The following is a 26,520-nucleotide window of genomic DNA, read 5'->3' as shown; positions in this document are numbered from 1 at the left end:
CAAGGAATATTGATCACTTATAATCAATATTCACTAATTTATAGCTTTATTCATTTGATCGTACTGCTGTAGCATCACGCTTTCATAGTTTGAACTATAAAATTCAATTTTTTCAAACAAGTGCTCCAAATTGTCAAGAGGTGTACCAAGAGGGAAGTCAAAAAAGAACTCTTTTTTATAGGTTTCGGAATAGAAATTATTAAATATTGTTTTAGAAATTGAAATAAGATTATTAATTTCTTTGATATCCATTATTCCTATATAATTTTTGAAATCCTGATCACTGTGAGCGTAAACTTTATTTCTTAAAACCATAAGCTTCTTAATACTGTTTTTTGATTGTTTAAGCAAAAGACGTATACTTTTAAGAGTGTCATTAGAAATAGTTAGCTTATCATATTTCTGTCCTGAATTAAATCTAGTACCTAAGGAATAAAAGGAGTAATAATCATTCTTATTAGAACTAAATAGTTTAAATAATTCAATTATTGTGATTCGAAAGAAATTCACTTCTACAAACCTAAAAAAATCACTTGAAATTTTTTCCTTATTTATTAAATTCGCTTTTTTATGATTATCATTATTCAAAAATAATACTACGTCAAAACTTGATTTTGCGTTTAAAATAATTCTTGATATTGTAGTTAGTTCTTCTTGTAAGTTGTTTTGAATTAACATTTTTTTTTGTAATTATTTCATTAATACTATCTAAATTCATATTTCGTCATCATAAATATGATTCAATCCCACATAAGTGTGCTCAATTAATGGAATAGATTTGATGTCATTTGTATTAATAACTGTCATCACAAATTCACTAATTTCACTTATCAAAAAATGGAGAAAGTCTTCATTATAGAATGTAACTGGATTATTTTGCTTCAGTTCAAAATCTTGTCCTTTGTATGAAATTGTAACATCAGGTTTCGTATGAAATCCTTCTGTGTGGATAGTATTTCTAATGTAAGTTACTAAATCAACTAAATCTTTGTATTGAATATTTATTCCTAATTTATCAATTAAATCTTTTGTCAATTTATTCAACTTTTCACCGTTTAGTCCTTGACTTCTTGCTATTAGTTTTATAAAGTTTTCAAATCGTAAAAAGATATTTACAAATAAATTTTCTCTTAAATCAGACACAATAAAATCCAATTGATTTCTCAAGAAATTTTGCTTTACTTCATCGTCTGCAAATTTTTGCAAATTCCAAAGTTCAATATCACCAAAATGTTCACCGATTAAATGAAATAATATTACATTTGTTTGAGTTGCTTGACTTGCAAGCTTATAGAAGACAGTTCTACAATCTTTATTTTCATCATATCCATATGACTTAACGATATTTAATGCATCTGAAAAGATAAATCTTATATCTTCATACATATCAATTAATTTTTGCACTGTAATTTTCTCATGTTTAATATCCATATTAATAATATTTATTTAAGAATTATTTTCAAAAGTTTAGAAAGCATTAATCGTAATAGCATTTATTATTTGTAGATGACCCTTTTCATATTACTAATTTTAAAAAGGGTAATATTTATTTTTTTAAGTTTAGCCTCTTAAATTCATTGATTACCGGATTCATAAATGCTAAATTTTTATTCATGGGCTCCTTTTGATGTAAAACAGAAACTATATATTCCATATCATCTATCTTGTCTGAATCAAACAAATAGCAACTGTTTGTTAACTCATCATGGCTTGCTTTGAAGAATACAAGTGATTCCGAATGCTTATGCTTTATTCTCTCGCTGCTCTCCAAATTAAGAATATTTTCGTTATTTGAATACAGATACATTTCACCAACATATAAAACTTCAATAATTCCTTCTGTTTCAATACGATTTGCTATTTCACTTAATTTTCTGTAGACAGTAGTTTTTATTGAGCTATCAAATGACATAAATTTCATTTTCTCGTCATTATAAACAATAAAGCAAGTTGGCATTATTATTTTTTGCATTTTAAAGACGGCTAAGTGCATCATTATGAAGTTGCTAAATAAATCTTCCGATCCTGGAAACATTTTTTCAAAACTTGTAACAGGGACTTTTAAATCAGTTTGTCCGAAGCTGAATTCTGCCCTTGAAGCTTTTTCAAAACGGTTTTCTCTAGTATAAAATACATAGTCGTCAGTTAGCAGCATATTTTTAGGAATACGGTGAAAATTCATGTCATCAATCTTTTTTTCAAGTTGGTCAGACAGTATATCATTTTCATTTAGTGCTTCCTTCATTGTCTTCATAAATAATTTCATGTTATTAATACCGGATATGAAATTGTCATACAGCTCGTCATTACTGCCCCTTTCATAAAATGAAAATTCAGCAGAAAACATTACTTCAATCAAATTAAATTTTATGAAAAAATTTTGCATTGAGTCAATCAATGAAGAAAATTCTACATCATTTTCTATTGTAAAAGACAATTCGGGTAAAGCAACATTGTTATTAGTAGTATACACGACAATTCGTATTCTTTTCTCTAAATCAAATGGTTGTTGTTTCAAAACCTCGTTGCGCTTTTCGATAAACCACTTACAAACATCGTTAAGCAGATATTTTTGTCTGTTTTCTTCATAAAATTTGAGAAATTGTGTATGTGCTAATGACTTTTGCAACATAAATGTCACATTCCTATACTCAGAAAAAAAATTATCTAAGTGAGAGATGTTATCGAAGAAGTTAATTCCTTTTTCAAATTTTTCCAAGCTGCTTAAAGCACTATAAAGTTTATGATAAGCCGAATATAGTAAACCTTTGGTATTCTCTTTTGGATTATTGCTGTTCATGGTTTATAAATTTATTGGTAGTATTATGCAGAGGCAAGATTGCTTATTCATCTACTGTAAATTAAAGGTTTTTAATCCTTTGTATAGTTTATATAGTTTCGAATATTTCCTCTTACTAATTCATATAAAGTTGCTCTATTAATTTTTTTTTAAATAGTGATTTATTGTTTTGAATTAATTCTATATGTTCTCCTACCCACCTCCAAACATTATTTGCAAGCCTACTTGCCATCATATTATCGCCGGAAGTTGCTTGTCCATGTCCTAACAAAAGATAAGACTTATCATCCACATTTATTCCGAATAAATATCCTTTATTTCTTAAAATACCAATATCTGAGTCATCTAAATCAGGATAAATTCTGAAGCCAGCTTCAAATCTTTCGATACTTTCCGGCCAATTGTTTTTTAAGATCCTAATAAAATCCCTATTACTCCAAACATTCTTATTATTATGAGGTTTTACATCTATAAAATAAGCCGTATCATCAGTAAATCTCACAAATAATAGTGGTCCAGTTCTTCTATTAAAGAAATCTTGATCAGTAGCTTTCTCATGTGAGATATGAAGGTGGTGTATCCCCCAATCATTAAATAAACTATCATGAACATTACTATTAAAAGACTGTTTACTTTGAAATGGATTTAGATCCAGACCTTTACTCGCTTTATTAAAAATTTGTATCAAAAACAAAATATTTAAACTTTTATTATTTTCAATTGATTTTAGAAGTTCCTTCGAAATCATTATTTTTCTTGGGACTACTGCAATATATTTCAATCTAAAATTAAAATATCTAACTAGCGACAAGTTTACAGAATTGTGTATTTTATATTTTACATTTGTATTTAAGTAAAAATCACTTAAAATCTCATTAATCAGATTTTCTACTTCTTTATTCATCTTATTTCAAATAATGCTCAAAAGTAATATTATACTGCGCAATCTTTTTGCATATATTATTTTTATAATGATAATTTGAAATTTCAGGGAGTACTTTAAATTAAAAAATTATCTTACCGAATATATAAAAAATCCCAACTTTTAAAGTTAGGATTTAATATTAAAGAAGATATTTAGAAAATATTCAAACTATTTTCATTCTTTAGCATATTTACGAAGTTACATGATTAATACATGCAAGTTCCGGAGTACTACGGACTTCATCTAAAAAAAGAAAATGAATATTCCCTTTATTCTTTAATGGTCTTTCAATCTTAAATGAGTAATTACGATCAGTTACTTCAGTAATTGTTACTGGAAGAGCTTTTCTGCCATTCCATGATATCCACGCTTTATCTCCGACATTAAATTTTTCGGTCGTTCTTTTATCAAAGTGAATAGGTTTAATATTTTTCACTATTGTTATTCTTCTAGGATCAGAATTTCTTATAGAAGTTTTAGAATCTTTTTTTTCTTTTGGGATTACATTTCTTTTTAAATAAGCAGTAAAACTTTTCCATGCATTTTTCAAAACAATAAAGACGATATTGGAAACATCTTTAGAATGTAGATACATATTATATGATTCCAGATCATTATATAATGGCCATTGAGTGTCTTTTTCCACATCTCTAGCTAAATCTCCTAAAGGAGAATTCCTGTTTGTTTGTTTGTTTGAGCAACCAGCTCGTAAAATTAAGTGGAACCGTTGTAATCGCAGAAGACTCTGCAGTAATTCGTATACGCCTTTGACAATCGATCCAATTGGAGAATCCATAATTCTTTGCTACTAAATTTAAAGCATCTGTGTGCGTAATATTAAGTTCTCTTTTAAGCCTTTTAGCTTGTAACTTATAAAAATTGATTGTATGATTTTGTAATTCCATTGAATATTTCTTTTAACCCACAACAGATAAATGTCATCCACCAACCATTACCTTTGTGTATGGAACAAAAGTTACTCAATTAAATTTAATTACAGTGCTTATCAGCTTTGCTAATGGTGGACGGCAGGGACTGTAAGAAATACCCCAAACTAAATTACTAAATGTTTTTGATATCTACGTAAAAATCTTTTGTTCCTCTTTTTTAGTATATTCAACATCATCTGCTTCAAATTACTCCCATGACCTAAAATTTTCTTCAATTTTATACTGCCTGCCTTCCAATCTCAATCAAATTTAACTCTTGATCGTTTTTTGAGATTTTGTTTTACTACTTTTTATCAATTTTCAAATGGGGTAATTTTTCGGAAGTTTTTGCAAATACTTTGGATTGAATTTCACTAGCGTTTTCTAATTCAGAAACTACTTCAACATATGATTTAAGATTTCCTTCTGTAAATTCTTTTTCAATTTCGAGAACTCTATTCTTTGTTCTCGTTTCAACTTGTAATAAAATCAACATATAAGTGATTTCTTCAGCGAGCTTAAAAAATCTAAATTTATGTTCATCATCAGACACCTTCTTTTCATCGAGAGAGTACCATTTACTTAATTGTTTTTCAATCTCTTTGCCAACACTTGTTAAAGTAAATAAGTTCTCAAAGGAATCAATTTCTTGTACGTGAGCAAATTTATTTCGGATATTCATCAAACAAGAAAGTTTTTTCGTCATTTCAGATTCTATTCCTTTAATATCTTGAATAATTTGTATTTTTTGATTAAAAGATAAGGCTGAAGAACCATATCCAAAAGATTTTGAAGTCTTATAATCAATACCCAATAAGTGCTCAATTGCTTCAGATACTAAAGTCTCAATATGAAGGGTATGCTCAATAATATATAATCTTAAATTATCAGTTTTCGAGAATGCTTGGATATCAGTTTCTTTCATTTTAAAATATTTGTTATAGATAGAGAATTTATACAAATTCTTAGTTTTAATAATATCGTGTTTTGAGATTTTTATAAATATTAGGTTAATAGGGTTTTAGGCTAAGCAAAAATCTAATAATTTTCTCTTGGTATTGCTATCCCTCTATTCTTTTTGTTGCAATCCATCCGTATACTCTACTTGATATTAAATTTGAAATTTGAAATTTCGATCATACCGATCACAGCCTCTATCTTAGATTGGTAAGAGACATTATTATCTATTTTTCCAATAAATGTTCTAAGCGTTCTTTCTTTTTCGGAAGATAAAGTTGTTGCATTCATTATGTGCTTGTTACTGAAATGAACAAACCCTGATGTCTCATTATATACGTTTTCTATCCATGAAAATTCTGCTGTAGCCTTTTTCTTAAGATATGCATCGGTCATTTTTTTTCCATCTCTATCTCTAATATTTCTTATGGTAGAGCCTTCCCAAACGTCTTTGGCAAAATCATGTGGATTTTCTACTAACCATGAGGCTGAAAGTCTTAAATAATTGTCAAGATATGGTCTAACCAAGTGCAGAGCACCAATAAAGTTTGAAGATCTAAGTAAAGTATCAAAACCATAAATGAGAGAAAGACTTCTATTTAAAATTCCTGCAATAAAGTAATCTAGTGGATATGTACCTTTACCACTTGTCATCATACATTCACTTAGTTTCTGAAATTTTTTTTCAAAATATTGAAGTTTTAACATATACTCCTTTAGGCAGTTTGAAAGCATCTTTTCGTCATCAGTATCTGGAATAGAAAGTGCCTTTTCATTTATATATGCCCAATATGTTCTAGAAGATAATGTAATTACATCACATTCATTTCCTACAAACCATCCTACTTCCCCCGAATCTTTGTGCATTATCAATGAACCAACTCTACAATCATTAATTAAATCTTCAGTAGGTTCTTTAGCAATTAAAACTGGTTCTTCGGCTTCAGGTCGAAGCCCGTCATTTATACTGTTCCAATTAATCAACATTTATAATTTACTTTTTAATATATCAAAAATATATTCTTACTACGCAATCTATTGGCGTATTATATTATTTTTTAATTACCATTTTCTTTATTTCTTCATTCGTATGATTATCAAGAATTTAAGCATAACGATAAAATGTTGCTCTAGTCAAACCAAGTGGCTTGTAAATCTCCTCCGGAGCCTTGGTTGGATCTTTATACACAGATCGCATAATTATTAACTTAGAAATTGTTTCTTTTGCATACCCTTTTGGTCTTCCACCAGTTCTACCTCTTGCTCTTGCAGATTGCAATCCTGCGTTAGTTCTTTCTTTTATCAATTCCCTTTCATATTCAGCTAAAGAAGCCATTAAATTTAAGAAAAGTTGCCCATTAATAGTGGAAGTATCCACACCATCGGTAAGAGCTTTTATAATAATGCCTTTACCATTTAAACTTAAAACCATATCAATAATATGTTTTAAACTTCTTCCCAATCTGTCCAATCTCCAAACATAAAGTTCGTCATCTTTTCTGAATTGCTCTATCATCTTGTCAAGTTCGGAACGATTTTTTTGTTGCACCAGAAATTTTCTCCTCATAAATTTTCTCACAACCTGCTTTTTCTAACGCTTCAATTTGTAAATCCAAATTTTGATCTTTGGTCGAAACCCTTGCATATCCTATTTTAATATTTTGTCACATTAAACTCATACATTATAAATTTATGAAACTTTGTTTAATGATACGAGATTTTGAGAAAACAATGTAAAAAAATAAGATGCGAAAACTCACATCTTATAACATCTCAAAATACTACCGATTTAAAAGGAATTTATTAAGCCTAGATTAACTTTCTTTTTTTTGTGCAACTTTTTCTTTGATAGGCGTAGTCTATATAAAACGAAAGTTTATTGGTTCATCGTCTACTGAAGCTCGTACTCCAATAAAAGCAAAAAGAAATCTGATCCGGGAAATAAACTTTCTCAGACCTTATTTATGCTTTCTATCATTTTTTATTGCGATAGACGAGAAACATTGGAAATTGGTTTAAATTTGTACGGCAAGAAAAGACAGACGCTTGCAGCAGCTGGGGGAAATTTTTATATACTATCTTCGGATTCATATGAACCTTGCCAGATATTCTCTTTATGCTACATTTATAAATATTAATAATCTATATGAAAAAAAAACTTTTATTTATTGTCTTATTTATTGGAGTATTATTGAATGCTCAAAAATTAAAGTTTAATGATTTTAAACTCATTACTTACGATGTCGAATCAGATAATACTATCATTATCCATTCGTATTCAAGTATTGATAAAGATGGAATATTACATGTTTATTTAAAAAGATATAAAGACACTATTTTTTATAAATACCAACTGACTAAAGATGAAATTGATCAGGTTAATCAACTCTCTTCAAAAAAATTGGAAGATTTTGTCGTGAAAAAACAATTGGAAAAGAATCATTATTATGCCGGAAACAGGAATTATATCACATTCAAAGTCGGGAAGAATAATGATAAGCTTTGCTTTATTCAACCTTTTATGGATTCAGATTTTAATAGAATTATTACTTTGCTTGAAGATAAAATTTATAAACAAGATGAATTGGGGAAATCAGCTAATTTTACTATTGATTTTGAATCTATAAAAAAAGAGATTCTCAAACAAAATGAGATAAACAATTACCTACCTCAAAAACAGCTTCCACCCCCACCAATGCAAGCAGCTAAATAATTAACGGGGGATTCCTTTTGCATAAAATATAATCTTCAGTATAGTGAGAAACTGAAGATTTAAATTAATAAGCTTAAAATAGGGAAATAATAGAGCTGATTTACATCACTATTTCCACCTTCCTGTACATCCATCTCCTCAATCTCCTCACCGGCAGATACACAAAAATGACAGAAAGAATTCCCGCCAGCACACCTACAAGCACCGCCATTGCCGTAGCATCCAGCTTATAGTATTTTGAATAACCAAACTGCGCAAAAAGTAAGACAGACAAAACCAGTAATCCGGTGGTGAGTCCGTGCAGAATACTCAGTTTCGTCATCAGTTTCTTTTTATTGAGCTGCTCATCTACTGTAAATTCAATCGCGCCCTGCTCGGCAGCAATGATCACCCTGTTGATGATATCGATGGTCAGAACTACCGGTAAAAATATCGCCATGGGTAGCGTCAATCGGGCCATATTTTGGGTTCCGGAAAAGAAGTGGGTGTATCCTAATTCCTGAAAACTGGCGTAAGCGATAATGAAATTGAAGAATACATTCGGAAGAACATAGTAAATTGTACGCTTGATTAAAAAGCGTTTCAACGTGGTTTTTTTGAGTTTTTTAGGGGGTGGCGGCTTCAGTTTAAATTTCATAGCGATGAGGTCAGGAGTTCAATGGCTTTATTTTTAATGGTAACAGCTTCTTCTTTGGGCAGAAAATGCTCGTTGGACATAAACGTAAAGTCCATTTGCTGGTTATACGTTGTTGTGACCAAAGTATTCGAATTCAGCCATGGAAAGGCAACAGTCGGACTGATGATCGTCTCCACTTTAAAATTTTTGTAATCGCTTGGGATATTGATTCTTCCCATATTGGAAAGCGTTACATCATGACCGCCTTTGCTGGATTTCATCATAGAAACCATACGTTCAGCGACCGGATGCATCTGCTCACCCATCCACAGAAGCTCTCTGGCCTCCATTTTTTCTATTTTTTCTACAAGATCTTTTTTGATCTGTCTGGCATTACTCAGTAAATCTGTATTTCCTTTTTTTAATGACAGTTCAACCGTTGGTGCAAAAGCAAAAACCTGATCCTGCCTGATCTCCGGAATAAAATGACGCACATCCACAGGACTGATCACTTTTCCTTTTGCCTGCTTTCCCTGAACATCCTGAAAAGCCTGCATAAACGAAGAACAAAGCAAAGCATGTACAGAAACACCGTGAGCTTTAGACTTTTCTGTGATTTGTGCGGTTGTATCTGAATTCAACTTCCAATGAACAACGTAATTGCTGCCAAGGTTTCTTGTCTTACTTTTACGCTGCATAAGAAAAAAGAGTCGCGCCATCATCAGGTAAAAACGGGCTTTTCGCTTCTTTTTTTTCATATTGAAATCAATAGGCAGAAAATCATTGACTGAATTGAATACATCATAAGGATTCATTTCAAAAGAAGGATCATCCAGAAGCCCCAAAAGTTCCTTCATCATGGTGACCAGTGAAGTTCCGTCGCAGATACAGTGAGGCAGTACCCAAAGAATTTCAGATACATCATTTCCTTTAATCCAGACCAATTGAGCCAGTGGCTTTTTATCATCTTTAAACAGCCGAAACCATTCACTTTCGGATTCCTGCAGCCAGTCTTCATCTGTTTTCCGCTCAACAATACGGAGCGGAATAGATTCAACTTCTTCTACTTCTATAAAAAAGGGATATTTTTCACTGCTGTTATCAATTCTGGTTCTCAACAATGGATGTTTCTGCTGGATTTTTTCTAAAGCAGCCTTAAAGTTTTCCTCAGGGATATTCCCTTTGATTTTTGCCGTAAATACACAATTGACAGGTGTTTCGGGATCCACATACATGATCCGTTCTACCATCATTAAATTTCGCCTGATCATAATACTGCTATATGGTCTAATTGTAATTTTACCGTCTGAATCACCTCATCACGAATCGCTAAGGCTTCAGCATACGGTAAATATCCCTCACTTCCTACAAATGAAAAATCCATTTCCCCGTTGAATGTTGATGTCACCATCGTCGTCGTATTTCCCAAAGGTCCGATCACCGAAGGACTGAAAATGGTATCCAGTGTAAATTCTTTGTATTGATGGGGAATCTGAATGCGTCCCAAGTTGGAAAACATACAGTCGTTGGAAGACTTGCCATGCTTCAACAGCTTCGTGAAATTTTTCAAAGCATCATGCGCGGATTCCATCACCATCATGGTAATGTAGGGATTCAGTTTGGAGGTTTTTCTTTCTACAGATTCCTGCATCAGTCTTAAGTTTTCTGAGAAACTTATTTTTTGATTCGCTGAAACCACGATCATCAGCCCGAAAGCAAAAATATGATCCTCTTTGATCTGCTTTGCAAAACGTCTGATATCTACCGGACACGAAACTTTATTGAAAGCCGCTGCCCCTCTCACTTTTTTAAATGCCTGAAGCACGGCTGCACTCAGGAACGTATTAACCGTAACTTCCTGTGATTTACAGTAAGCAATCAGTTCCTGGCTCATTTCTTTGTCAAATTTCCAGTGGATCAGATAATCATTTTGTCGGTCAATGGCTTTTTTGTTGACAGGAATACATTTGATGGCTGTCGCTGCCAATCTTCCGATCACTTTCGCTTTCAGTTTTTGTTTGCGGTTGGTTAAAATCTCAGCAGGAACCACATCATGAATTCCAAGTATGGGATTTTCCACCCCAATTTCTGCGGAAGGACGATCCAGCAGCTGTAAAAATTCATACAGGAAAGCCATCGCAGAACCACCGTCACACAAACAGTGATGAAAAGAAAAAAGCATATCTGAAACCTCTTCCCCTTTGATCCATACAAAACGGATCAATGGCAATTCTCCGTAATTAAACAAGGTTTTCCACTCTCTTGCGGATTCTTCTTTCCAGTCGTCCTCTCCTTTTCGGGCCACGATCCGTATCGGGATGGGCAGACGTCTTTCCGGAACTTCAAACCACGGGATATTGTTTTCATCATGGCTGATGAGTGCTCTCAACCATGGATGTTTGCCCTGAATCTGATTCAGGGCATGTTGAATATTTTCCTCTTTAAAGGTTCCGCGCAACCGGAACGGAATCACCGCATTGAAGGGCTCTGTTCCGTCACCCAGCAGCATGCGCTCACCAAATAACAATTTTCGTCGCATAGGCTTATACCGTAACTAATGTTGAACGATGTTGCTGTACAAACTCTTCCAGAAGCTCTACCGCACGGTCATTACCACCGGCATTCAGCAAATTGGCCTGAACCTCTTTCGCTGCATTTCTGTACGCAGGATTTTCCAGCAATTCAAAAACAGTTTCACGAAGAGCCTCAACACGTAATCTCTTGTATCGGATGCTGATTCCGCAGCCTGCCTTTTCAATTAATTTAGCAATATGAAAATGGTCGTAGGCAATAGGGGTAATCAACATCGGTAACCCGTTGGTGAATGTATCATTAACGGTATTAAAACCTCCGTGGCAGATCACCGCATCCATATGAGGCATCAATGCAGATTGCGGTACAAAACCATTCACGATGAAATTAGAAGGCCATTCATCAAATATCTCCGGCGGAGTGGCTGCAATCACCGTTACAGGCTGATCTGCAAAAGCGGCAATCACCTTTTCAAAAAAGGCTTTCCGGATATCTACCAACAAAGTCCCGAGTGATACAAATATTTTTGGGGTCGTAGATGCTTCCAGTTTTTCCCAGTCAAATGGAGCCGGATTCGGACGTCCTTTTACCGGTCCTACAAATCTCATATGAGACGGAACAGTTTCAAAATCAGCAAACGTCTGTGATGTGAATACCAGATTCAGCTTATTGGAATGGATAAAAATACCTTCATCATTGATCCCCACTTCTTTTTGAAGATCTTTGATCAGGTTTTGCTGCCATTCGAATATTTTGGGTGCATTATTCGCCGTATCGCCCATTACATCGGGGGGAACAGGCGTAGTTGTTACACAAGGAATATGATGTTTATGGGCAAAAAGAGCTCCTCCGAAAGTGATGCAGTCATTCACCAGAACATCCGGTTTCCAGCTTTCCATGAGACGCTCCAATCCGGGCATCATCATTTTAGCAAACGGAACATAGGTTTCTTCCAGTGCGAGCTTTATCACTTCAGGTCCTGAACACGCCGGCCCGTCATCCTGTCTCTTTAAAATACGTTTGATATCCTCCTGAAACGGAATAAGATCTTCTTCAGGATAAAAATAACTTCCTCCTTCCGGAATATGTTTATTGTCTAATGGGGTAATTCCAAACCATTTCACTTCATGTCCACGGGCGATCAGGCTGGCTCCCACACTTAAGGTCGGGCTGATATGGCCAAAAAACGGCGGGATCACAAATAAAAATTTAGACCCCAGCTTTATGGTTTCATCAGCAGGAATTAATGCTTTTTCAAGCAAATTGGCTGCGGTGGCTGTACCTCCGGCTTCGGTGAAAGATTCACGAACCGTTTCAGCAGCTTCTTTATATTCTGAATTGTTTAATATATTTTTCACGGCTTCGTTTAAATGATGGGATTTAAATCTGTTAAAATTAAGACGCTCTCCTGCTCCGGTACGCACAACGCGTCCTGCTACATGAGACTGATCATACGCAATCGGGATCACAACCAGCGGAAGACCATTGGAAAGTGCTTCAGAAACAGTATTGTGACCGCCGTGGCAAACGACTCCATCCAGATAAGGCAAGAGATCCAGTTGAGGAACCTGATTGTAGACCATAAAGTTTTCCGGCCAGCTGTCAAAAAGCTGTGGATCAGAGACCAGTACAACCGTCAGATCTTCATCTTTAAAGGCATCCACCACTTTTTGGAAGAATGCTTTTTTATGATCATGATCGAAAGTGGTTCCGATGCTTACCAAAATCTTTTTGTGGGTACTGCTTTTCAATCTGTCCCAATCAAATTCACAGGAGATGCGGCGTTCCATAAGAACAGGTCCTGTGAACTGATAATTTTCCGGCAGATCCATTTCGCCAAAGAAATATTTTGAAGTTAAAACAAGTGTCAACAGATCAGAAGATGCCAGTGAACGGTTTTCCGTTACACCGAGTTCTTTCTGCAATTCAATGATTTTATTGACTTCCCATTCATGCACTTTAGGCAGCTCGTCCATCATTTTAATGGCGGCCGGAGCCGTAACGGATGTGCTGTATGGAAGATTTAGTTTTTTAGCAGCAATAGCGGCAGCAAATAACTGATGATCTCCAATCACCAAATCGGGTTGATATTGTTTTAGTAGAGTAACGATTCCATTGTAGCAATGTCTGTTTAAAGGAATTAATACGTCATCGTAAAGAAACTTAATACTGTCGATACCGTAGACTACTTTTTTAGAAATAATATCGAGATAGCTTTCACTTTCTCTTTTCTCCTCGTCGGTCTGGTCATATTGAATGAGCAAAAGTTCTCCCCCGACAGGAAGTTTTGCACTTAAATTTTTGTCAAGACTGATCCAGGCCACTTCATGTCCTCTTTGCAGTAATTCTGCGCCGATGCTTAAGGTTGGATTGACATGGCCTGTCAATGGTGGAACAACAAATACAAATTTAGCCATGATTTTGTGTTAATGCGTTAGATAATGATTGAGATAAAAAATGAACCATCGATTCTGCAATCTGAACGGGTTCCTGTATCGGGACATTGTGATCACCGGGAATCAGTTCCAGTTCAGATGAAATGATCTGCGTTTTCAGCCATTCTCCTGTAGGTTTACAGTTCGATTCAGATCCGTAAAGCAAAAGTGTGGGCGTATCCAGTTCTGAGAAATTCGCTTCCCCCAGAAAATGTTTTTCCCTGATCATATCTGCTTTAATGCTGGTCTTTTCAAACAGGAATTCATACATCCGGTGGTTTTTCTCCATCTGTCTTTTGCCCATCTGCACTTTGGTGGTGTCCGTAAAATTGGCCACGTAATGTTCGAGGAATTCTTTACTGTATTCATCGATGATGTTACGAGCCTTTTCGTCCTGAGGATCCGGAGCTTCTATAACGACCAGCTGACTGACACGGTCCGGCGCTTTTAATGCCGTTTTCAAAGCAATAAGCCCTCCGAAACTGTATCCCGCCAGATGTGCTTTTTTAAGGTTTAAAACATCCATCAAAGCCAGTACATCGGATGACATACTTTCCAGATCGTAGCCGTCTGTAAAACGTTCGCTCATGCCGTGACTTTTCAGATCGTACATTACCACGTGGAAATGCTTCGCCAGAATCGGGGCAATATTAAAATAATAAATGGAGAGGTTGCTGAACATCCCGTGGATAAGCACCACCGTCTGTTCAGCCCCTTTGTTGAGTTCCTGAATATGAACCTGTTTATGGTTTACATTGATTATTGGCATTCGTAGATATAATTGATGATCATACGGAGGTCAAGGTTGATCAGTTCGTCTAAGTCCATAGAAGACAGCCATCCCGTGAAATCAATCTGATCCCCGAAATGCGCTTTGATCTTCTCGGAAAAAGAAACGATTTCTATGCTGTCCATTTCCAGGTCTTTGGTGAATGAACTGTCCGGAGTGATATCCATTTCCTCTACAAATTCAGCGCCTATCACTTCCGTAATAAAACCTTTTAAAAGAGTGAACAATTCTTCGTGATTCAATTTTAATGTGTTGTTTATAGTGTCCATCCGATAATATATTTTTTATGTTTAATAGTTTTTATTTCAGTTTGGTTGATCCATAAATGATCTCCCTCAATATTGGTAATTTCAAAGGCCTTTGGATTTCCTTTCAGTCCGGTTCCCAGAAACTTTCCGTACGCTTCTTTGGCTACCCAGAATCTGGTGGTCCATTCTGCCTGATCTCTGTCTTTTAATAAGGTTAATTCGTGATCGGTAAATACCAGGTCGTAAAATCCGGAGCTGCGTTCCTCCATGAGTTCCATGTCGATTCCCACCGGGCCGCCCTGACGTGCAATACCAACCGCATCCTTTTCTTTATGGGCTAAAGAAATATGGATATCTTCCGTGACATCGCCTATCAGATAAGGTTTTCCGACTTCATCCTTCCCTATTTCAAAAGTGATGGGAAAACAGGGATGATTTTTCTTTTCACGGAGAAGGTTTCGTACGGCATCTTTCACGGCTACACGGCTTACCATCCATTCTTTCCGCTTGTTGGGAAACAACTGCTGATGATATTGCTTTTCCGTCTGATTGAAATATCTTTTAAGAATAAAATCCCACGAAGCCACTCTCGTATACGCCTGATGAAAGAAAAATACCTCAGGAGCTATTTCCTCCGAAAGGCGGTTGTGCAAAGGCGACATGGAAACATTCCACAGCGGTTCATCAATTTCCAGTCGGCGGTTTTGCCAGCCTGTAATCGCGCACCATACCTTTCCGTCTCTTTTAAGGATAATATCGGCAATGGCAAATTCTTCATTGAGCTCGGTAAGGATGCAGGTACATTCAAAAAGGCCGTCCTGATCCTCCATATCTCCGAAGAATTCAATATCTCTGATTTTCACAGGGAAAGCAATACGGTCTTTGGTCAGGGTAAGCTGCAGCCACAATCCGAATAATTGCCCGGCATTATCCAGTAAAGATCCTTTTCCACCGTTTCCTTTGATTTTTCCTACAATTCCCTTCGTTCCTACTGCTGAAATCTCTGTAATTCCCTGGTACAGTTCTCCATGGAACATATGTTTATCATAGATCTCTTCAGGTGTTCTTTCAATCGGCAGAAGGTCCCCGATTGCCAGATTAAAGGCAGGAACAGCAGGTGCAGATGAAGCCAGTAAGACTTCTGCATTTGCAAAGTTCTCGATATCAAGGTAAGCATGGTTATTGGAACGCCATTCTCCTTTGACTGTTTTTTCAAAAGGTTTGGCCACATTCATCCATTGAAACACACTTACATTCATGATTTTATGAATGCGGGTTCCCGGTATTTCGGCCTGTGCTATTTCTGCTAACTGCTCAAAAATCATGGTCATCGGGATCACCGGCTCCATATCAGAAACAGTGGTCCATCCTTTCGGCTGTCTCAATAAACTGTGATCGATGAGGTAAGGATGCGTATCTAAAGTAACATACAGAAGTTTCGAGAAATTTTTGCTGACAGGTGCTTTAGAAACCACAGGTCTTGGGATTGTAATTTCCGGACGGTTTTGAAACAATGTCAATACCTCTTCCTGCATCCGGATCATATCAGTGATATTTTCCTGGAAAGCCTGAACCAGAGGATGACCTGTCTTAGCGACCGTCGCTGAAACCGTATTTTGTTTTGGCATCTCAAAGGACTGAGCCAGATTTTGAATTTCTTTAAAATCACGGATGATCGGCGAACCTAACTGTAATTTGATTCCCTTTCCTGATGACTTTTTAGATTGGCTTTGTACTTCTAAAAAGTCCAATGCTACGGTTTTACCTTCCACAAATAATGCGGCTACCACACGCTGCAGCTGAGCCAGTGCAGATCTTGTGGCCACGCTGGAAGCAATCGTACTGAATGCTTTTCCTTTCAAAGTATCATCAATAAACCCGATCAATCCTCCGGTACCAATCTGAATAAAGAATTTTGCACCTTCTTCATACAGTTTATCCGTCAGTTCACGGAAACGGACCGGCTGCACCAAATGCTCGGCACTTAGTTTTCTGATCGCATCCTGATCGGCAGGATACGGTTCTAAAGTCGTTGCAGACCACAACGGGATTTTCGTCTGTTGAAACTGCGCTTTTTCCATTCCTGCTAAAATCACATCCAGTTTATCAGCGATAAACGGTGAGTGAAAACCGGACTGGAACGGCAGAACCTGATGAAAGATTTGTTTTGATTTTAACAATGGAACCAGTTCATCCAGAGCAGCATTACTGCCACAAAGGATCACCTGATTGGGACAGTTGTCATTGGAAATATAAAGATTGGGAATGGTATCGATAAAAGGCTTGACTGCATCAATCCCCGCTCCTATCGCAATGAATCTGGAATCTTTTAATTCAAAGGTTTCCGGATTCAGAACATCAATCAAAGCTTTAACAGAATTCACTTCTGCCAGTTCTGAGGAATATCCTGCCAGCCATTCTCCCAAGCTGTGTCCCGCATTCATATCCGGAACAATTCCCAGTTTTTTCAGGGCGTTATCAAGGATGCTGCATTTGTTGAAAATTCCCAATGCATCACTTAATAAACCTTCCCCTTCTGTTTCGATAGGCTCGGTTAATCCAAAATAACGGCTCACACTGTCCACCTCTCCTTTCGCAAGGCCATCCAGCCCCGGAAATACAAAGGCAATTTTACCTCCATCTTTCAGTAAAGGTGTGTTGGTGTACCAGATATCCTGTTTATTGCGCCATGGATTATTTTTAGCTACAATTTTAGTCGCTTTTTCTATTCTTTCAGGGGTCGGGTCGAATAAAGCAATCCTGTAATCCCCTTCTCCTACTCTGTTTTCGTTGTTTTTTAAAGCTGAAAGTAATTCTTCATGGGTAGGTCTTGCCAATACTAAAACACGGTCTTTCTTCGGCATATCATAGCCTTCCAGAACAACGTGTGCATTGATCCCTCCAAATCCGAAGGCATTAACTGCCGCTACTTTCGGCAAGCCTGTTTTTGACCAGCTTTTCGGTTCCTGTACCGGAGCAAAACGGGTCTGCTCCATATCTGCAATTGGATTTTCACAATATAATGTAGGCGGTAAAGTATCATGATGAAGCGCCAGACAGGTCTTGATTAAACCTGCGATCCCGGCAGCCGGCATGGCATGTCCGATATTGGATTTAACGGATCCGATTCCTGCAGCCTGAGTTGTTTCTTCTTTAGTAAAAAACTGAGCCAGGGTCTGGAGTTCTGTTTTGTCTCCAAGCGGTGTTCCTGTCCCATGGGCTTCCAGATAACCGATCTGCTTTTCGTCCAGATCTGCATTGATCCAGGCCTGTTGTAAAGCTTTAAGCTGACCTTTAACGGACGGGCTCATCACGCTGGTTCCGTTCCCATCGCTGCTTACTCCAACACCTTTGATCACGGCGTAGATTTTATCCTGATCACGGACTGCATCTTCCAATCGTTTTAACACGACGAAACCACAGCCTTCACCAATTAATAAACCGTCTGCATCCATACTGAACGGCTTGATCTGCTGTTGATGAGACAAAGCTCCCAACTGGGCAAAAATACTCCAGAAAGCAGCATTCTGTCCGGTATGTACACCTCCCGCGATGACCATATCACAACGGCCACGGTTGAGTTCCTGAACGGCGTGATCTACTGCAATCAAAGCACTGGCACAAGCGGCATCTACTGTGAATGCAGCACCTCCCAGATTGAAACGATTCGCTACTAAAGAGGCAACCAGATTGGGAATCAATCCCATGGCTGTATCTGCTGCGAAACGGCCTTTTCGCTCCTGGAAAGCATGTTTCACTTTTTCGATATCTGCTGAAGATACCTGAGGCAGTAATTCCTGCAACAGCGAAGAAATCTGTTCTCCGGTGCGTACGATTTCAATGGCACGCGTCGCGCCGGGACCGGTATAGTTTCCTTTACCAATAATGATACCCGTTTTCTCAAGAGATATTCCCTTTTGAAATACGCCGGCATCTTCAAGGGCTTTCTGCACCAAATCAAGGGTTAATAAATGATCTGGCTCTGTGCCTTCTACTGCTAACGGGAGAATCCCAAAAGCCGTCGGATCAAATTCATAATCTGAAATAAATCCACCACGCTGACAGTAAAATCTGTCGACAGGACTGGTCTTATCACTAAAGTGTACAGGATCAATCCTATCAGCCGGAGCCGATTGGGTAGAATCTACCTTGTTGACAATATTCTGCCAAAAAGTATGGGCATCCTGTGCCCCGGGAAAGACACAGGATAAGCCAATAACAGCAACATCTGTTTTTTTCATAGTTATCGTATACAGAGGGTTACCAGTTGTTTCCAGACATGATCAATACCTGACTTTCGGTTCCGTATTTGATCTCGTTAAGGAAGATTTCTTTCCCCTGGTCCAATGGAATTAAAGAAATACCGCGGCGTTCATATTCTGTTTCCAGAGTCGATGAAACCATTCCGGCTCCTTTCCATGGGCCCCAGTTGATGGAGATTACTTTTCCTTTTAATTTTTTGTTTAAAGCTTTCGCATAATCATCCAGTACGGAGTTGGCCGCAGCATAATCTGTCTGTCCTTTGTTCCCGTATACCGAAGCGATGCTTGAGAAGAGCACTACAAACTGACAGTCGGCACGCAGCTGTTCTGCCAATACACGAAGCGGTTTTACTTTGGTATCGAATACACGCTCAAATGAGCTGGAGGTTTTCTGTCTGAAAAGTTTGTCTTCCAAAAGACCTGCTCCATGAATAACTCCGTCTAAACGGGCGTATTTATCGTAAATATTTTTGATCAGATCTGATAATCCTTCTTCGTCACAAAGATCTAAAGACTGATACACTACCGTACTTCCCAGTTGTTCCATATCACGGATGGTACGCAGAATCTGATTGTTTTTGAAAATTCTTACGGTCTCTTTTTCTATTTCAGAAGGAGAAGTGAATTTTCCGGTTTTAATAAGATAGCCTCTTATTTCTTCCTTGGTTTTCATGGCTTCCACTTCTTTAAGGTCCGCTATGACATCTCTAGGATCTGCCGATCTTCCTACCAAAATATAGGTACACGGATACGCTCCGGACATATGCTTCACCAATTCAGAAGTGATTCCCTGTCCGCCTCCGAGTACTAAGACTACAGATTTCTGATCCAGCTGGATATGCGCTTCTTCAAGGCTTGTTGACAATGGAGATGGGATAATATCTATTTTATGCCTTTGGTCGTGTTTGTAAACGACTTCGGAAGGTTTATCTGTGGTTAATATTTCTTTTAAAGCGATCTCTGTAATCTGATCAACTTCCTGTGGCGTGCTCAGACTGATCAGTCTGCAAGAGGTTTGTTCAAATTCTCTTGCTAAACTTTTGAAAAGTCCCGGATAGCCTTTGTAATGACGTAAAAGACGGGTATCAGTCAGTTCCTGAATATGAGCCGGAATATCTGAAATCAGATACACCCATTTGGCTTTATCAAGATCCAGTTTCTTGATCTGATCTACGTGATCAATGATGCTGTGTTTTACGGTTGAGGAGAACAGATCCAGAATGATTAATCCGTCAAAATCTTTAAGATCTCTTTCCGTATCTACCAATTCTGCGATAGCTCCATATTTTTCAAGGGTATTTTTGATCGCCATCGTTTGGGGACTGTTGTCCTGAGTGATGGCAAAACGTTTTCCCTTTATGATTTCTGTATTCTGTTCTGTAGAAACATCGGTTGGAGTGAGGTCAAAACGAAGACGTGACAATAAATTCTGTACCGGTTCAGCATCAGCATCACCATCGGTGTTTCCACTCATTTCGCTGATCCATAAGGCCAATCCTTTTAATGTTTTAATGGCCGCCAGTTTTTCCATCAGATCATCCGCCTGGTCCATATCCTGACCGAAACCTATTTTGGTTTTAAGATCTCCGATAATTTCCATACGCTTAATTGAATCGATACTCAAATCTGCTTCAAGGTCAAGATCCAATCCCAACATTTCTTTCGGATACCCTGTTTTATCACTGACGATATCCAGAATTATATTTTGAAGTTCTTCAAGAGAGAATGCAGATTTACTTTCTACTTCTGCTGCCGGTGTTACTGCAGTTCCGTTTTTTTCAGGAGCGGCTGTTGGAGTTCCTGTCAGTTCTGTCAACCAGGAAACCAGACCGCTTAACGTTTTGATCGATGCTAATTTCTCCATGACCGTATCTTCATCGGCATTACCTGATGTAAGCGCTCCCAGTTCACTGCGAAGCGTTCCGATGATTTCTACCCTTTTGATAGAGTCAATACTCAAATCAGCTTCCAGGTCCATTTCCATGCCGAGCATTTCGTGAGGATATCCTGTTTTATCGCTGACCACCTGTAGCAACAGGGTTTTAATATCTTTTACCGGAGCCTGTTTTACCGCAACAGCAGCAGGTTTTTCTACATGGACCGGCTGTGCAGGAATCGTCACCAAACGATCGTTCACTGGTGCTTGTACCGGCGCAGCATAAACAGGTGCAGGGCTGACCTGTGGATTCTGTCCCAGGAAGGAAAGCATCACATCACGCTGTGCCTGAATCAGCTGTTTCATGGTATTTAAATATTCCTGAAGCATACGTTCAGCGGCAGGCTGAGATTCGGCTACAGGAGCTGGTTGGTTATTCGTAAAATTGTTCATGGGAATAGGATTTAATATCGGTAATGCACCGTTAGCCGGCAGATTACCTGTGGTTGGATGCGCCATTTGTCCGTTCACACGCCAGATGGCTGGATTTTTCTTATACAGTTCAGGCTGGTCTATCTGAATCAGTCTGGCATTACGGCCGTCGAAAAGTTTTTCAATGCTGAAACTTCTGCCAGTTCCCAGATATTGTGCCAGCATAGAAAGAAGATGGCTTAGTTTATTTCGGTTGCTGTCTTCTACATACAGAGTCAGCTGATCTTTTTCCAAGCAGGATTTAGTCAGTCCGGAAAGAACTTTTCCAGGGCCTACTTCAATGAATATTCTGGCTCCGTCTGCATACATCGCCTGAAGTTCTTCTACAAATCTCACGGGCTGTACCAAATGATCCGTCAGTCTTTCCTTGATTGCTGAAGGCGCTGCAGGATAGGTTTCAGCTGTTGTATTCGACCAAACCGGGATCTGCATTTCCTGGAAAGGAACCTCTTTTAAAACTTCATTATATAAGCCTTTGGACTTGGCCAACAACGGACTGTGGAATGCACACGCAACTTCCAGTTTCTTAGCAGAGATACGTTCCTGTTTAAGGATCTCCATTAATTTATTGATTGCCGGCGTACTTCCTGCCACTACACATTGGGTCGGAGCATTATAATTAACCGGATAACAGCCTTCTGTCTTGTCTAATACCGGCTGCAACTGTTCTCTTGTTGCGCTTACCGCAATCATAGTTCCAGGATCACCTCCTTCTACTGAATCCAAAATGGCATGAGCTCTTTGAATACTTAGATCAACCAGTTTTTCTTCTTCAAAAACCCCGGCAAAACATAAAGCTGGTAATTCACCATAGCTGTGGCCTGCTACCATATCCGGAACGATGTCCAGTGATTTCAGGAAGTTAGCTAAAGCCAGGTCAACAATGCCTAAGATAGGCTGCGCCAGGCGGGTATCTTTAATAGTTTCTTTCTGTTGTTTTAAAGCAGCTTCATCAAATGTTGTTGAAGGGAAAACCACTTTCTCCAGTTCAGGATATCCTTCGATCAGGTTACGCATAGCCGGAAAAGCTACGAACAGATCGCGGGCCATATTGATTCTCTGACTGCCCTGTCCCGGGAACAGGAAGGCTACTTTACCATCACGTTTATTCACAGTGAAAGTATCTTTACTTTCGATACCGGATAATGCCAGTTCGATGTTCATCATCAAATGTTCGGCAGTGTCAGCAACGATGGTTAACTGAATTGGTTTATCTGAACCAACCGCTAAGCTGTAAGCCATATCTTTTAATGGAATATCACCATTAACCTCCAATAGAGATTTAATCTGTGACAATGGAATTTTCGCATCCTCATATGTATCCCCACGGAATACAAACAATTCTGACGGCCACGACTGCAATACAGCAGAATCGTCTTCCTTAGGATGGTTGGCAATAACCGTATGAAAATTGGTTCCCCCGAATCCGAAAGCACTGATTCCGGCATAACGGTTTTTCTCGCCCCACAATCCACTTTCTGCATAAAAAGCAAAAGGACTGGTTTGGGCATTATAATAAGCATTAGGCTGCTGTAAATGAAGTGTTGGTGGTTTTACACCGTGATATACTGCCAGTGAAGCTTTGATTAGCCCGGCTAATCCGGCCGCACATTTGGTATGCCCGATCTGCGTTTTTACAGAACCTAAGTGAGTCTGTCCCGGTATCGCTCCTGAACGGCTGAATAAATTCGTCAGTGCACTCAGTTCGGTTTTATCTCCTACTACAGTTCCGGTTCCGTGAGCTTCCACTAAACCAACTGCCGCAGGACTAATCCCTGCTTGGGAATAAGCACGCTCTAAAGCACGTACCTGTCCTATTTTTCTAGGTGCTGTAAGACCCAGTGCTTTTCCGTCACTTGATCCTCCCACTCCTTTGATCACAGAATAAATACGGTCGCCATCTCTAACGGCATCTTCGTATCTTTTTAAGACAAGGATTGCAACGCCTTCTCCAAGGGCAATTCCGTCAGCATCTCCGTCAAATGTAGCACATCTTCCTTTTCTCGAAAGTGCGTGCGTACTGGAAAACATCAGATAATCATTGATCCCGTTATGTAAATCTGCTCCCCCGGCAAGAACCATATCGGATTTCCCTAATATCAGTTCCTGACAGGCCAGATCAATCGCTGCTAAAGAAGAAGCACAAGCCGCATCTACGGTGAAATTTCTTCCGCCAAGATCCAGACGGTTCGTAATCCTACCTGCGATCACATTCGCCAAAATACCCGGAAATGAATCTTCCGTCGTATGTGGAAATGCCTGTTTCACTTCTTCATGAAGCTCTCCGAAAACCTGTTTATAGTATCCTCTGAAACTATAGCTGTTGGCCAGATCATTACCGCCTTCAGCGCCTATAATAACAGAAATATTTTCTCTGTTGATGTGTTTTTCTCCATAACCTGCATCTTCCATCGCACGCTTGGCAACCAATAAAGTTAACAATTGTGTGGGTTCAATGGCAGCAAGAGATTGAGGAGGAATTCCGAATGCCAATGGATCGAAATCAATTTTTGGAATAAATCCGCCCCATTTCGAGTGAGATACATCCGGTCCGTCTGAATCCGGGTGGTAGTAAAGTTCTTTGTTCCAGCGCTCATCAGGGACTTCTGTGACACTGTCTCTTCCCAAAATGATATTTCGCCAGTATTCTTCAAGGTTTTTAGCGCCCGGGAAAATACATTCCATCCCGACAATCGCTACATCCAGAGGTTTTTCTGTGGATACCGGTTGCTCCGGTAAAGCCGCCTCTTCAATATATTTAAAATTATCAATACTTACGTTTTGATGCAGTGATGCAAGGGAAATGACGCGGTTTTGCATCGTAGCCACCTGACCGATCATGTACATTCCAAGATCCAGCTGTTCGTTTTTAGGAACATTAACCAATTTGTCGCCCTGACGATCGATTCCTTTTGCAGCAATCCTAAGTCGGCCCACATTGAGTTTTTCAAGCTGCTCCCAAACTTCTTTTTTATCCATTCCGGCGGCCAGAAGTTTAATTTTCTCGGTGCTGAAATGTTTAGCAAAAGCTGTATTTAAACAACGTGTTTCATGTCCCGGTGCTGTTTCCAGTAAGACCGTGTCTTTTGCCTGCATGGCCTGTACCTGAAATTCTTCCTGAATAGCTCCGGTACGAACGGCTTCTTCTGTATATAAATAAGCAGTTCCGATCAATACGCCAACTTTTACGCCTCTGGCTGCTAAAGGAGCCGCCATGATAGAAACGAATGCTGTTGAAAATGCATTATGAATTCCGCCTGCAAAAAATACGCTGATATTTTCCGGATGTTCTTCTTTTAAAATACGTTCAATCTGTTTTTCCCAAAGCACCATGCTTGAAAGCGGACCTACGTGACCGCCGCACTCACGGCCTTCAAAGATGAAATTGGTAGCGCCTTCTTTCAGGAAAATATCCAGTAATGCAGGAGAAGGAACATGAAGGAAGGTTGTGATACCCGCCTTTTCAAACACCTTAGCCTGCGCAGGTCTTCCTCCTGCGATAAGAACTACCGGAGGTTTGGCTTCCAATATATAAGCGGTCTGTTCTTCTCTTAATTCCTGAGGAGCAAATCCAAGAATACCTACACCCCATGTTTTTTCACCAGCCAGTTTTTTGGTTTCCATCACTAAAGCTTTCGCCTGCTCACCTTTCAGTAAAGATAAAGCAACAAAAGGCAAAGCTCCTGCGTCTGCTACAGCATTGGCGAACAACGGAACATCGCTGACACGGGTCATTGGCCCCTGTGCGATAGGATAACGTAATCCCAGTTTCTGGGCCATTATATTATTTTCACTGATCACTTCAAGTGCTTTGGCCTGCTTCAGGTGACCATACATGGCTTCTTTGAACCCAAAAACCATTTTTTTCAGGCTTTTGAAATCTTCATACAGATCTATTGCCAATGAAATATCCTGTCCCATAGGAATATAACTCTTACTTGGGTCAAGATCCGTGAAATATTGTCTCAGCTCTTCGGCCGTGACATTTTCAGGTAATACAGGTGAATTCGGTCTCACCAATACCCTATGGTTGGCTATAATTTTAGTTTCTGTACCGTTGAGTTTTGAGGACAGGTCTTTGATCTCCTGAGGAACGGAACTCTCCGGGAATAGTGCCAGTTGGCTATCGAGTACAATTCCGGTTGCTCCTAATGATTTTACTGCGGCAGCTGTGTGCAGTCCTATTCCACCCTGTACCCATACAGGTATAGTTTGAATTTCTTTAATGACACGCTGAAACAGTACAAAAGTAGACTCATAGCCTACCAGACCTCCTGCCTCATTTCCTTTTATAATAATTCCTTCTGCACCCGACTGTTCGGCCAGCCTGGCTTCATCCAAACTGGTTACCTGATAGATAACAGGCAGATCCGGTACAATATTCATCGAAACTCCGGACGGAAGGATCGCGAAACTTACTTTTTTCGGGATCTGCAGGGATATAAATTTGTCGTTCGGTAGATAGATACCATAAGAAGGTACATCTGTCTGATCAAGTTGATTCAGTGCTTCCTGAGCGGCCGCCGCATTGTGTCCTAAGCTTAAGATGGGAAATGCACCCGCCTGGTGCAATTTAGGCATAAGACTGACATCCGGCTTTTCAAAAGGCGTTAATCCAATAATGGTTAAGTTTTTCATTGCATTTATGGTATTGAGGTGATAACTAGAAACTCCATAACAAAACGCTGGACCTTTCGGCATCATGAGCGTTTGCTAGTTATGAGGGAATAAAAATAATAAATTTATATTACATTTCTAACCATAAATGAAAATTGATAATAATTTTTTAACAATAAATTATTATGAATTTAAATCCTATTAAAAAAAGCAATTTATATTTTTATTCTCAGAAAATAAGACGGTACAGTCTATCAGATTCAATTATAATTGTTTATAATTGATTAATGTAAGACAAATATAGAAATAAAAACTATAATATTTCAAA

At 38.3% G+C, this 26,520-nt stretch carries 17 protein-coding genes and 1 pseudogene; 1 reads left to right on the top strand and 17 read right to left on the bottom strand.

The features are described 5' to 3' along the window. Positions 1-33: 33 nt before the first annotated feature. The 9 genes and pseudogenes from BUA72_RS05955 to BUA72_RS05920 form a co-directional block, all read right to left on the bottom strand. Entirely contained in the window at positions 34-678 is a 645-nt protein-coding gene (locus BUA72_RS05955) for a hypothetical protein (protein WP_072922160.1), read from the bottom strand. 36 nt (positions 679-714) lie between these two features. Then, positions 715-1,431, bottom strand: coding sequence for a hypothetical protein (locus BUA72_RS05950; protein WP_072922159.1), 717 nt, complete (start codon positions 1,429-1,431; stop codon positions 715-717). A gap of 115 nt (positions 1,432-1,546) precedes the next feature. After that, positions 1,547-2,800 carry a carbonic anhydrase family protein gene (locus BUA72_RS05945; protein ID WP_072922158.1) on the bottom strand — a complete coding sequence of 418 codons (1,254 nt, stop codon included), beginning with the start codon at positions 2,798-2,800 and terminating at the stop codon, positions 1,547-1,549. Positions 2,801-2,915: 115 nt separating this feature from the next. Then, entirely contained in the window at positions 2,916-3,704 is a 789-nt protein-coding gene (locus tag BUA72_RS05940; RefSeq protein WP_072922157.1) for a hypothetical protein, read from the bottom strand. 211 nt (positions 3,705-3,915) lie between these two features. Then, entirely contained in the window at positions 3,916-4,521 is a 606-nt protein-coding gene (locus BUA72_RS05935) for a hypothetical protein (RefSeq protein ID WP_072922156.1), read from the bottom strand. Positions 4,522-4,543: 22 nt separating this feature from the next. Further along, positions 4,544-4,630, bottom strand: a pseudogene (locus tag BUA72_RS24805) (hypothetical protein); the annotation flags it as partial. 328 nt (positions 4,631-4,958) lie between these two features. Beyond that, positions 4,959-5,579: a hypothetical protein gene (locus BUA72_RS05930; protein ID WP_072922155.1), complete on the bottom strand. Its 621-nt coding sequence runs from the start codon at positions 5,577-5,579 to the stop codon at positions 4,959-4,961. Between the two features lie 176 nt (positions 5,580-5,755). After that, positions 5,756-6,598, bottom strand: a complete 843-nt coding sequence (locus BUA72_RS05925; protein WP_072922154.1) for a hypothetical protein — start codon at positions 6,596-6,598, stop codon at positions 5,756-5,758. A gap of 118 nt (positions 6,599-6,716) precedes the next feature. Beyond that, complete coding sequence (locus BUA72_RS05920; protein WP_262484392.1) at positions 6,717-7,178, bottom strand: recombinase family protein; 462 nt, start codon at positions 7,176-7,178, stop codon at positions 6,717-6,719. A 579-nt stretch (positions 7,179-7,757) separates the two neighbouring features. Here BUA72_RS05920 and BUA72_RS05915 point away from each other — a divergent pair. Beyond that, positions 7,758-8,324, top strand: a complete 567-nt coding sequence (locus BUA72_RS05915) for a hypothetical protein (protein WP_072922153.1) — start codon at positions 7,758-7,760, stop codon at positions 8,322-8,324. 100 nt (positions 8,325-8,424) lie between these two features. Here the strand turns inward: BUA72_RS05915 and BUA72_RS05910 are convergent, their stop codons facing one another. Genes BUA72_RS05910 through BUA72_RS05875 form a run of 8 tightly spaced genes read right to left on the bottom strand, consistent with a single transcriptional unit; the run spans position 8,425 to position 26,213 of the window. After that, complete coding sequence (locus BUA72_RS05910; RefSeq protein ID WP_228407839.1) at positions 8,425-8,910, bottom strand: hypothetical protein; 486 nt, start codon at positions 8,908-8,910, stop codon at positions 8,425-8,427. Positions 8,911-8,957: 47 nt separating this feature from the next. Next, positions 8,958-10,211: a condensation domain-containing protein gene (locus tag BUA72_RS05905; protein ID WP_072922151.1), complete on the bottom strand. Its 1,254-nt coding sequence runs from the start codon at positions 10,209-10,211 to the stop codon at positions 8,958-8,960. After that, complete coding sequence (locus BUA72_RS05900; RefSeq protein WP_072922150.1) at positions 10,208-11,479, bottom strand: condensation domain-containing protein; 1,272 nt, start codon at positions 11,477-11,479, stop codon at positions 10,208-10,210. Before BUA72_RS05900 ends, BUA72_RS05905 begins: the two co-directional genes overlap by 4 nt. A 4-nt stretch (positions 11,480-11,483) precedes the next feature. Further along, positions 11,484-13,889, bottom strand: a complete 2,406-nt coding sequence (locus BUA72_RS05895) for a glycosyltransferase (protein WP_072922149.1) — start codon at positions 13,887-13,889, stop codon at positions 11,484-11,486. Further along, entirely contained in the window at positions 13,882-14,676 is a 795-nt protein-coding gene (locus tag BUA72_RS05890) for an alpha/beta fold hydrolase (protein ID WP_072922148.1), read from the bottom strand. The genes BUA72_RS05895 and BUA72_RS05890 overlap by 8 nt, the downstream gene beginning before the upstream one ends. Then, positions 14,667-14,966, bottom strand: coding sequence for an acyl carrier protein (locus BUA72_RS05885; RefSeq protein WP_034728171.1), 300 nt, complete (start codon positions 14,964-14,966; stop codon positions 14,667-14,669). Before BUA72_RS05885 ends, BUA72_RS05890 begins: the two co-directional genes overlap by 10 nt. Then, positions 14,954-19,186 (bottom strand): type I polyketide synthase, encoded by a 4,233-nt coding sequence (locus tag BUA72_RS05880; RefSeq protein WP_072922147.1) that lies wholly within the window; start codon positions 19,184-19,186, stop codon positions 14,954-14,956. Before BUA72_RS05880 ends, BUA72_RS05885 begins: the two co-directional genes overlap by 13 nt. 19 nt (positions 19,187-19,205) lie before the next feature. Next, the gene (locus BUA72_RS05875; RefSeq protein ID WP_072922501.1) at positions 19,206-26,213 is read right to left on the bottom strand and encodes a type I polyketide synthase; all 7,008 of its coding nucleotides are present in this window, start codon (positions 26,211-26,213) and stop codon (positions 19,206-19,208) included. Positions 26,214-26,520: the final 307 nt, after the last annotated feature.

Origin of the sequence: Chryseobacterium sp. OV279 (assembly GCF_900128945.1) — a bacterium.
GTDB lineage: Bacteria > Bacteroidota > Bacteroidia > Flavobacteriales > Weeksellaceae > Chryseobacterium.
Note: the sequence above shows the minus strand (reverse complement) of the source record. Positions and strands in the feature narration are given on the sequence as shown.

Bases quoted from the DNA above. Each gene is read 5' to 3' on its own strand.
- BUA72_RS05955 (WP_072922160.1), bottom strand. From the start codon at position 678: ATGTTAATTCAAAACAACTTACAAGAAGAACTAACTACAATATCAAGA.
- BUA72_RS05950 (WP_072922159.1), bottom strand. From the start codon at position 1,431: ATGGATATTAAACATGAGAAAATTACAGTGCAAAAATTAATTGATATG.
- BUA72_RS05945 (WP_072922158.1), bottom strand. From the start codon at position 2,800: ATGAACAGCAATAATCCAAAAGAGAATACCAAAGGTTTACTATATTCG.
- BUA72_RS05940 (WP_072922157.1), bottom strand. From the start codon at position 3,704: ATGAATAAAGAAGTAGAAAATCTGATTAATGAGATTTTAAGTGATTTT.
- BUA72_RS05935 (WP_072922156.1), bottom strand. From the start codon at position 4,521: ATGGATTCTCCAATTGGATCGATTGTCAAAGGCGTATACGAATTACTG.
- BUA72_RS05930 (WP_072922155.1), bottom strand. From the start codon at position 5,579: ATGAAAGAAACTGATATCCAAGCATTCTCGAAAACTGATAATTTAAGA.
- BUA72_RS05925 (WP_072922154.1), bottom strand. From the start codon at position 6,598: ATGTTGATTAATTGGAACAGTATAAATGACGGGCTTCGACCTGAAGCC.
- BUA72_RS05920 (WP_262484392.1), bottom strand. From the start codon at position 7,178: ATGAGGAGAAAATTTCTGGTGCAACAAAAAAATCGTTCCGAACTTGAC.
- BUA72_RS05915 (WP_072922153.1), top strand. From the start codon at position 7,758: ATGAAAAAAAAACTTTTATTTATTGTCTTATTTATTGGAGTATTATTG.
- BUA72_RS05905 (WP_072922151.1), bottom strand. From the start codon at position 10,211: ATGATCAGGCGAAATTTAATGATGGTAGAACGGATCATGTATGTGGAT.
- BUA72_RS05900 (WP_072922150.1), bottom strand. From the start codon at position 11,479: ATGCGACGAAAATTGTTATTTGGTGAGCGCATGCTGCTGGGTGACGGA.
- BUA72_RS05895 (WP_072922149.1), bottom strand. From the start codon at position 13,889: ATGGCTAAATTTGTATTTGTTGTTCCACCATTGACAGGCCATGTCAAT.
- BUA72_RS05890 (WP_072922148.1), bottom strand. From the start codon at position 14,676: ATGCCAATAATCAATGTAAACCATAAACAGGTTCATATTCAGGAACTC.
- BUA72_RS05885 (WP_034728171.1), bottom strand. From the start codon at position 14,966: ATGGACACTATAAACAACACATTAAAATTGAATCACGAAGAATTGTTC.
- BUA72_RS05880 (WP_072922147.1), bottom strand. From the start codon at position 19,186: ATGAAAAAAACAGATGTTGCTGTTATTGGCTTATCCTGTGTCTTTCCC.
- BUA72_RS05875 (WP_072922501.1), bottom strand. From the start codon at position 26,213: ATGAAAAACTTAACCATTATTGGATTAACGCCTTTTGAAAAGCCGGAT.